The 7924-nt window shown below is 74.3% G+C and carries 10 protein-coding genes and 1 pseudogene; 2 read left to right on the top strand and 9 right to left on the bottom strand.

The window, feature by feature from the left end; all coding sequences use genetic code 11:
* Together AB0J52_RS19110 and imuA' are read right to left on the bottom strand one after the other, a co-directional pair.
* Positions 1–603: DNA polymerase Y family protein (locus AB0J52_RS19110; protein WP_500182932.1), on the bottom strand; the 603-nt coding region annotated here is incomplete at its 3' end.
* Positions 600–1196 (bottom strand): DnaE2-dependent mutagenesis accessory factor ImuA', encoded by a 597-nt coding sequence (imuA', locus tag AB0J52_RS19115; RefSeq protein ID WP_500182940.1) that lies wholly within the window; start codon positions 1194–1196, stop codon positions 600–602. The genes imuA' and AB0J52_RS19110, both read right to left, overlap by 4 nt.
* Here imuA' and AB0J52_RS19120 point away from each other — a divergent pair.
* Positions 1084–1755: an MFS transporter gene (locus AB0J52_RS19120; RefSeq protein WP_500182933.1), complete on the top strand. Its 672-nt coding sequence runs from the start codon at positions 1084–1086 to the stop codon at positions 1753–1755. The genes imuA' and AB0J52_RS19120 overlap by 113 nt on opposite strands.
* Before the next feature lie 60 nt (positions 1756–1815).
* Here AB0J52_RS19120 and AB0J52_RS19125 read toward each other — a convergent pair whose 3' ends face one another.
* The 5 genes from AB0J52_RS19125 to AB0J52_RS19145 form a co-directional block, all read right to left on the bottom strand.
* Positions 1816–2124 (bottom strand): DUF6092 family protein, encoded by a 309-nt coding sequence (locus AB0J52_RS19125; RefSeq protein ID WP_500182934.1) that lies wholly within the window; start codon positions 2122–2124, stop codon positions 1816–1818.
* On the bottom strand, positions 2108–2692 hold the full coding sequence (locus tag AB0J52_RS19130; RefSeq protein WP_500182935.1) for a nitroreductase family protein: 585 nt from the start codon (positions 2690–2692) through the stop codon (positions 2108–2110). The genes AB0J52_RS19125 and AB0J52_RS19130 overlap by 17 nt, the downstream gene beginning before the upstream one ends.
* A gap of 40 nt (positions 2693–2732) precedes the next feature.
* A complete protein-coding gene (locus AB0J52_RS19135) occupies positions 2733–3056 on the bottom strand; it encodes a DUF6092 family protein (RefSeq protein WP_500182936.1) in 324 nt (107 codons plus the stop codon).
* A gap of 76 nt (positions 3057–3132) precedes the next feature.
* Positions 3133–4356: a cytochrome P450 gene (locus AB0J52_RS19140; RefSeq protein ID WP_500182937.1), complete on the bottom strand. Its 1224-nt coding sequence runs from the start codon at positions 4354–4356 to the stop codon at positions 3133–3135.
* A complete protein-coding gene (locus AB0J52_RS19145; protein WP_500182938.1) occupies positions 4353–5069 on the bottom strand; it encodes a tRNA-dependent cyclodipeptide synthase in 717 nt (238 codons plus the stop codon). Before AB0J52_RS19145 ends, AB0J52_RS19140 begins: the two co-directional genes overlap by 4 nt.
* A gap of 202 nt (positions 5070–5271) precedes the next feature.
* Here AB0J52_RS19145 and murG point away from each other — a divergent pair, with 202 nt between their 5' ends.
* Positions 5272–6402 (top strand): undecaprenyldiphospho-muramoylpentapeptide beta-N-acetylglucosaminyltransferase, encoded by a 1131-nt coding sequence (gene murG, locus AB0J52_RS19150; RefSeq protein ID WP_500182941.1) that lies wholly within the window; start codon positions 5272–5274, stop codon positions 6400–6402.
* A 48-nt stretch (positions 6403–6450) separates the two neighbouring features.
* Here the strand turns inward: murG and sbnB are convergent, their stop codons facing one another.
* Both sbnB and AB0J52_RS19160 read right to left on the bottom strand, forming a co-directional pair.
* A complete protein-coding gene (gene sbnB, locus AB0J52_RS19155) occupies positions 6451–7476 on the bottom strand; it encodes a 2,3-diaminopropionate biosynthesis protein SbnB (protein ID WP_500182939.1) in 1026 nt (341 codons plus the stop codon).
* A 59-nt stretch (positions 7477–7535) separates the two neighbouring features.
* Positions 7536–7924 (bottom strand): annotated as a pseudogene (locus AB0J52_RS19160) (2,3-diaminopropionate biosynthesis protein SbnA); the annotation flags it as partial.

Consider the following 7924-nt stretch of genomic DNA (forward strand, 5'->3'; position numbering starts at 1 on the left):
GAACCGGCCCGCGACGTGCCCGGCGGGCAGTGCCGCGAAGTCGCCCAGCGTCCGGATGCCGAGCCGGTCCAGCAGGCCGGCCAGGTCGGGACGGTCCAGGACCGCCATCGGGTAGGGCGCGAGGAACGCCGCCGCGCCGCCGGGCGGGACCACCACGCCGCCCTGGACGCGCGCTGCGAGCTCCGCCGCGAACAGGCCGTCCGCGACCCCCACGCCGCAGTCGAAGCCCGCCTCGACCACCGCGTCCTGGAGCAGCACCCGGGCGGCCTCCTCGCCGCCGTAGAACGTCGCGGGGCCGCGCGCCGGCACCGCGCACAGACCCGGCCGGACGACCTCCACCCTCGGCGTCAGCTCGCTGACGGCAGCCGCGATCGCCAGGAACATGCGGCCCTCGGCGTCGGTGTCGCGCGTGCGCACGAGCAGTTCGGGGCAGCGCCGCTGCGCGTCCCGGACCCGCTGGCCGCGCCGGACGCCCTCGGCGCGCGCGGCGGACGTGCAGGCCGCGATCCGCCCATCCTCGACGACGGCCCCCGGCACCGAGGCCTCGATCCCGACCGCCGTCGCCGGCCAGTCGGGGCACCACACCACCAGCACTCTGCTCATGACACCCTCCGGGGCCGGACGACCTCCAGCGCGGGACGTCCCGTCGTGCGGGCGCGCGGAGACTCGGCCGGTTCGACGTGGCCGGAGGCGTTGGGCAGCCACAGCCACTCGCGCCGTCCCGCCCCCGGCGCGTCGTGGCCTTGGGCGACGACCAGCGCCCGCCGTCCGCCCAGGACGCCATGGCCGTATCCGAGGCCCTCCCAGTGGGATTCGGTCACGGCGAGCCGCAACCGCACGCCCGGCCAGTCCCGCGTGGCCGGGCCGGTGAGGGTGAGCACGCTGCCGTGCTTGCGCGCGAGGGCGGTCAGGCGGCGCACGACCGCGGGCGCGGGACGCTCGGGCGGCCGCACCAGGACCAGGCTCACGGCTTCGACCAGCGCCGCGACCACGTCGGGCCAGCGCTCCGCCGGATCGTCCACCAGCAGCAGGCGGCGCGGATCGGCGCCCATGCCGCACGCCGCGAGCACCCCGAACTCGGGCATGCCGACGACCGCGCACCAGCCGTTCGTCCCGCCGGGCGCCGCGCCGCCCGGTTCCGCAGCGGTTTCGACCGGTTCGCCGGTGGCGGCCCCGGCGACCAGCGCGACGCCCAGGGACGCCGAACCGGAACCGTCCAGCCCGACGACGGAACCGGGCCGTGCCACGTTCTTCCTGGTCAGCGGCAACTTCGCCGCCTTCACCTTCATCAACCCGCTGCTGCGCGAGGTGGCCGGGCTGCCGAAGAACTCGGTCGGCGCACTGCTCCTGCTGTTCGGCGCGGCCGGGATCGCGGGCAACTTCCTCGCCGGCATGCTGCTCTCCCGCGACATCCGGCGGACGATCCTCATCCTCAGCCTGACCCTCGCGGCCGTCCTCGCGCTGTTCCCGCTGGTGGGCGCGAACCCGGTCGGCGGCGTCGCCCTGCTGGTCCTGTGGGGGCTGGCGTTCGGCGGCATCCCGGTCAGCGTGCAGACCTGGATCCTGCGCTCCGCCCCCGACGCGGCGGAGGCCGCCACCGCCCTCAACACCAGCCTGTTCAACCTGGCGATCGCCCTCGGCGCCCTCTTCGGCGGCCTGGTGGTCGACCACGTGGCGCTGCGCGGCGTCCTCTGGCTCGGCGCCGTCCTGATCCTCGGCACCTCCACCGCCGTCTACCGCGCCCGCCAGAAATAGCCCGTCCCGCCGGAACCGCTCGAACCGCTCCGACCGCCCGAGCTGCCGGGCCCGCCTTGACTAGGCGGGCCCGGCCTCGGCTTTCAGGCCGCGGGCCATCTGGAGGCACAGCGTGTCGAGGAAGGCGGGGACGTCGATGTCCTCCCCGGAGCGACGGGCCTCTTCGATGCGGGCCCGGACGGCGCTGTAGTGCGGGTCGGCCGTGCCCTGCGATTCCAGGAGGGCGAGCGTCCGGCGCGCGGCGTCCATCAGACGGAGCGGGCCGTCAGGCTCGGCGGCCAGCAGCAGGTCGCGACCGCTGTGCAGCAGGTGGGCGGCCAACTGGACGAGCTCGGTCTCCAGCCCGGACGTGTCAGGCGTAGCTGTCATAGCGGACCACCTCTTCGATGGGGCGTCGGACGGACGGCTGCGGCGGGTGGGCCGGGTGCCCGGCGGCCACCAGCATCACCGGTTCGAGATGCGCGGGCAGGTCCAGCAGCACGCGGACCGGCTCGGGCAGGAAGCTGGAGGACGGGCACGCGCCCAGGCCGAGCGCGTGCGCCGCGAGCAGGAAGTTCTCCACGGCCATGGCGACGCACAGCTTCCCCTCTCGGCGGGTGCGCGCGTCCTCCACGTCGGCGTACCGGGAGTGGTCGAGGCAGGCGATCAGGAGCAGGGACGGGACCCCGATCACGCCAGGCGCGAACGCCCGGACCGAGAGCAGGCGCCGCGGCTCGCGGACGATGATGAACGCCCACGCCTGAAGGTTCGCGCCGTTGGGAGCCGCCACCATCGCGGCGGCGAGCGCCTCGGCGTCGGCGTCCGAGACGGGCTCGCCGGTGAAGTCGCGGACCACGCTCCGCGTCCGGATGACCCGCAGGGCTTCGGCGGGGTCCGCGCGGGGGCCGAGCGGTGGTTCGGCGGGCGCGGCCGCCGGCGGGATCGTGTGGGTGGACATACGGGCCTCTTCCTCCTTGAGGCGGGACCGGCCGCCGGTGTCAGGACGCCGCGGCGCCCACGCCGGCTTCCGCGGACTTCAGGGCGCCGTCCATCTGGAGGCACAGCGAGTCGAACAGGGCGGGGACGTCGACCTCCGCCTTGGAGCACACGGTCTCCTCAAGGCGCGCGAGGACGGCGGCGAGGTCCGGGTGGAGCGCGCCGTCCACCGCCAGGACGAGCAGCGCCCGGCGCGACGCGTCCAGGAGGCGGAAGGGGCCGTACCGCGTCGGGTCGTCCACCAGGGAACGGGCGCTGGCCAGCAGGTACGCGGCGAGCCGGGCGAGTTCGGTCTCACGCGGCGCGGAGTCGGACGGAGCGTTCATGGCGGACCACCTCGTCGGTGTCGTCGGTTCGGGGAACACGGGTTTCGGCGGCGCGGGCTTCTAAGGACCGAGGCGGTCACCACGTCACGGGGATCGCCAGGGGCGTCCGAAACCCGGCGCCCTCCGTCCACCGCAGGTCGTCTGCCGGGACGGCCAAGCGCAGGGCCGGGGAACGCTCGGCCAGCGCGCCGACCACCGCCTCGATCTGCATCCGGGCGAGCCGGTTCCCCGGGCAGAAGTGGGTGCCGTGACCGAAGCCGAGTTGGCCGGGAGCGTCCCGTCCGGGCGCGAAGACATCGGGTTCGGGGAAGGCGTCCGGGTCGTGGTTGGCCGCCTCCAGCGAGACCAGGACGAGTTCGCCCGCCCTGATCACCAGGCCGTCCAGGTCAACGTCCTCGGTCGCCAGGCGCTTGGCCCCGCCGGTGGCCATCGGGGTGAAGCGCAGCAGCTCCTCGGCGGTCGCGGGGACGAGGCCCGGATCGTCGCGCACGGCCCGCACGGCCTGCGGATGGCGCAGCAGGGTGACCAGGGCGCCGCTCAGGAAGCTCGACGAGGTCCGGTACCCGGCCAGGAACATCGAGACCCCGAAGACGGCCAGGTCGCGCGGGTCGAGAACGCCGGGAGCCGCGACCTTCCTGACCAGGTGGTCACCGGGAGCGGCGACCAGCTCGGGCAGGCGGCGCAGGAAGAACCGGTAGATCTCGTCCTGCGCGGTGGCGACGTCCCCGAGGCCGTGGCGGCTGAAGCCGGGGCCCCACGACAGGGCGGCGTCCGCCCATCCGTTCAGCCGGGAAAGCTCGTCCTCCCGCAGGTCGCCCAGGAGCACGCGGCAGCTGACCGCGAAGGGCAGCCGCAGGGTCAGCCCGGCCCGCAGGTCGGCAAGCGCGCCGTCGCGGACCAGGGCGTCCAGCAGGTGACGCGCGTGGTCGGCCGTCCATTCCCGGTGCAGCTTCACCGCCCGCGGGCCCAGCGCGTCCGCGACCACCTTGTGGAGACCGGCGTCCTTGAGGGCGGTGACGATGTCGCCCGTGCCCTCGGGCGCGCGCAGTGGCAGTGGCTCCTGACGCGGCGCGTCGGGGTCGAGCGCCGCGGTGAGGCTCATCCGCGGATCGCCCAGCACGCGGCGGGCCAGGTCATAGCGGGTGACGAGCCAGGCCCGGTCGCCGTTGGCGGTGGTCACCCGGACGGCCGGTGCGCCGGCCGCGCGCGCGTCGGCGTACTCGGGCGCGAGGGCGAACCCCCAGTCCCCGAACGGGAAGGGAGGCGCGTCCTCGGCCACGGCGCTCTCGGAGGCCGTCACGGCGCGAGCGGTCCGTCGGCCAGCGGGCGGGCCACGGCGTGGCCCTGCAGGGGCGAGACGTCGAGGTGCGGTGAGGCGAACATCAGCTCGGCCATCGGCAGCCGCTGGTGGTACACCGCCACCGAGGAGGGCACGCCCAGGATGCCGGGGGTGTCGAGGCACCACGGCATCTCGGCGATCAGGTAGTTCTTGCCCTCGTCCACCTGCGCGAAGCTGGGCTCCTCCGCCTTCAGGTAGACCTTCAGCACCTTGCGGCTGGCCTGGAGGAACACCTCCCGGAGCGCGGGGTCCTCGGCGACCGCCCGGTGCGCCTCCGCGCGCAGCCGCGCGTAGACGGGATGGTCGAGGAAGTTCGACAACAGGTGGATGCGCTGCCGGAGCGGCGGGACGCCGGCCTCCTCCCAGGCCCGGGAGATGCGGCGGAACGTCTTGCCCGCCTTGTAGCTCGCGTTCTTCCGGGCCTTGTCCGGGGACTGGCCGAGCGCCTGGTAGGTGTGCACCAGCGACGCGTCCGGCACGATGACGTCCACCCTGGCGAACGTGGCGCCCGCCCAGCGCAGCAGGGCCGACAGCCGCTCCCGGTTGAAGTAGCCGTTGCCCGGGCTGACGCCGACGAGCACGTGCTCGGCCCGCTCGCACAGCCGCGCGCAGTTGTCGGTGTACGGCGTCATCGTGAAGGACGCGGTCCCAGCCCCCGCGACAGCCTCTTGCATAGTGGTGAGCCTCTCTGACCGACGGTAATCACTCGATGTATATCCCTGCGCACACTGGGTTAACTCGTCAGGGCGCTAAGGGGTGGTCGGGCGAGTCGGCCGGTTTGCTACCGTCACGCGTTTTGGGCGTCGAGAGAGATCGGTACTCACAGTGATCACCAATCCGGAGGTCGGGGCCGCGCTGCAGCGGCTCGGACGGCCGATGCGCATGATCGTCACGGGCGGCGGGACCGGCGGGCACACCTATCCCGCGCTGACCGCCGTCCGCACGCTGCAGGGGGAGCTGGCGGCCGCGGGACTGCCGCCCGCCGAGGTGCTGTGGATCGGCCAGGCGGACAGCCTGGAGATGCGGGTCGCGGGGGAGCAGGGGATCGCGTTCGAGGCGGTCGCGACCGGCAAGATCCGGCGGCACTCCAACCCGCTGCGGATGCTGTCGGTGTCGAACATCCGGGACATGGCGAGGGTGCCCCTGGGCGTGTTCCAGGCACGGTCGGTGATGCGGCGGTTCCGGCCGGACGTCGTGCTCGCGACCGGCGGGTACGTGGCGGTGCCGGTGGGAGTGGCGGCCCGGATGCGGCGGCGGCCCCTGGTGGTGCACGAGCAGACCGTCCGGCTGGGGCTGACCAACCGGCTGCTGGCCAAGAGGGCGACGCGGATGGCGGTGTCCTCGGAGTCGACGCTGCCGCTGCTGCCCGCCGCCGCGCGCGACGGCGCCGTGGTGACCGGGAACCCCGTCCGGCCGGAGGTCCTGGCGGGGAACGCGGACAAGGCGGCCGCGATGCTGGGCCTGGACCGGCGCTTCCCCACGGTGTACGTCACCGGCGGGGCGCAGGGGTCGCAGCAGATCAACCGCCTCGTGGTGGAGATCCTGCCGTGGCTGCTGACCGGCGCCAACGTCGTGCACCAGTGCGGACCGGCGAACGAGGAGGAGATCCGGCGCGCGACGGCGGGCCTGCCGCAGGGCCGGTACCGGCTGGCGGGGTACGTGGGGCCTGAGCTGCCCGACATCCTCGCGCTCGCGGACGTGGTCGTCTCCCGGAGCGGCGCGGGCACCATCGCCGAGCTGACCGCGCTCGGGAAGCCCGCCGTGCTGCTTCCGCTGGCCAGTTCGGCGGGCGGGGAGCAGGCGCACAACGCCGAGCACCTGGAGCAGGCGGGGGCGGCGCGGGCTCTGCTCGGCGAGGTCACCGCCCGGCAGCTCGCCGACGCCGTCGGGCCGATCCTGGGCGACCCCGCGCAACGCGCCGAGATGGCGCGGCGGGCACGCGCGCTCGGCCGGCCGGACGCCGCCGCGCGCCTGGTCGACGTGGTTCTGGCGGTCGCGCTGAGCTAGGCGGCGGGGCCCGCGGCGGGATCACCCGCCGCGGGGCCCGTCCCGGTGTCAGCCGTAGCGCTTCATCTCGTGGAAGAAGCCGGGGACCTCCTGCAGCTCACCGGCCGCCGTGACGTGGTCGTACACGTGGCGGGCGACGGCCAGGTCGAGGACGCCGAGGCCGAACGGGGAGAAGACGACGGGCTTGTCGGCGGGCGGGACGACCTTCCCGACGAGCACGTCGTACAGCGTCCCGGCCACGAACTCCCGGTGCCCGACGCGCTGCTCGGCCAGGTGCGGGGACGTGTTGGCCTTCATGCAGTGCTCGACGTCGTCCACGACGTTGCAGGACGCCAGGATGATCTCCGGGGACAGGTCGCGCAGCGACACGTGCAGGACGAGCGGGTTGTGCGCGAACCAGGCCGGGTCGTGGACGTGCGGCTCGCCCGCGACCGTCGCGAACACGATCAGGTCGGACGAGCGGACGAGGCTCTCGGCCTCGTCGTGGATGGTGACCGTGCCGGTCTCGGTGCGTCCCAGGTACTCCTGGAAGCCCTCCGCGTGCTCCCGCTTCAGGTCGAAGACGCCCAGTTCGTCGAACTCGAACCCGTTCGCGGCGAGGTAGGTGTGGATGTACCGGGCGATGAGGCCGACGCCGAAGAAGCCGACGCGGCGGGGCCGGGAGCCGCGCGCGTCGGCGATGCGCGCGGCGGCCAGCGCGGCGGACGCGGCGGTCCGGGCGGCGCTGACGATGGACGACTCCAGGCACGCGAACGGGTAGCCGGTCTCGGTGTCGTTGAGGATCAGCACGGCCGAGGCGCGCGGGACGCCGTTCGCCACGTTGCCGGGGAACGAGGAGATCCACTTGATGCCGTGCGCGTTCACCTCGCCCTTGACCGACGCCGGCAGCGCGATGATCCGGTCGGCGGGACGGTCCGGGAAGCGCAGGAAGTAGGAGTCCGGGTTGACCGTCGCGCCCTCGCCGTGCAGCCGGTAGGCGGCCTCGACCATGGCGGTGACCTCGGTCTCGCGGCCGTGCACGGCGCCGTGCACCTGCGCGCCGGAGATCACGGCGAAGGACGGGGTCTGGGACATCAGGGTGCGCTCCTCTGCGGTTTCGCGGACGGGGACGAGACGGAAGGGGAAGGGGCCGGTCAGGGCCGGACGCCGAGGACGTCGATGTCCGGCACGCCCAGGCCGGGGGCGTCCGGCAGGCCGGGGAAGTGCTCGGCGAGCCAGCCCTCCTCGTAGATCGAGTCGAGGTAGCGCTCGCCGAGGTCGGGCGCGATGGCGACGGCGACCGGGCGGCGCCCGCCGGCGGGGCGCCGGGCGGCGAGCCAACGGGCCGCGCCGGACACGACGGTTCCGGTGGAGCCGCCGAACAGGAAGCCGCGCGCGGACAGCCGGTGCACCGTGCGGATCGTGTCCGGCTCGGGGACGTGCACGACGTCGTCGACGTACGACTCGTCCACGAGGGCGGGCCGGGCGCTCGTGCCGAGGCCGGGGACCATGCGCCGTTCGGCGGCCTCCCCGAACGGCGCAT

The organism is Spirillospora sp. NPDC049652 (assembly GCF_040675125.1).
In the GTDB taxonomy this organism is placed as follows: domain Bacteria; phylum Actinomycetota; class Actinomycetes; order Streptosporangiales; family Streptosporangiaceae; genus Spirillospora.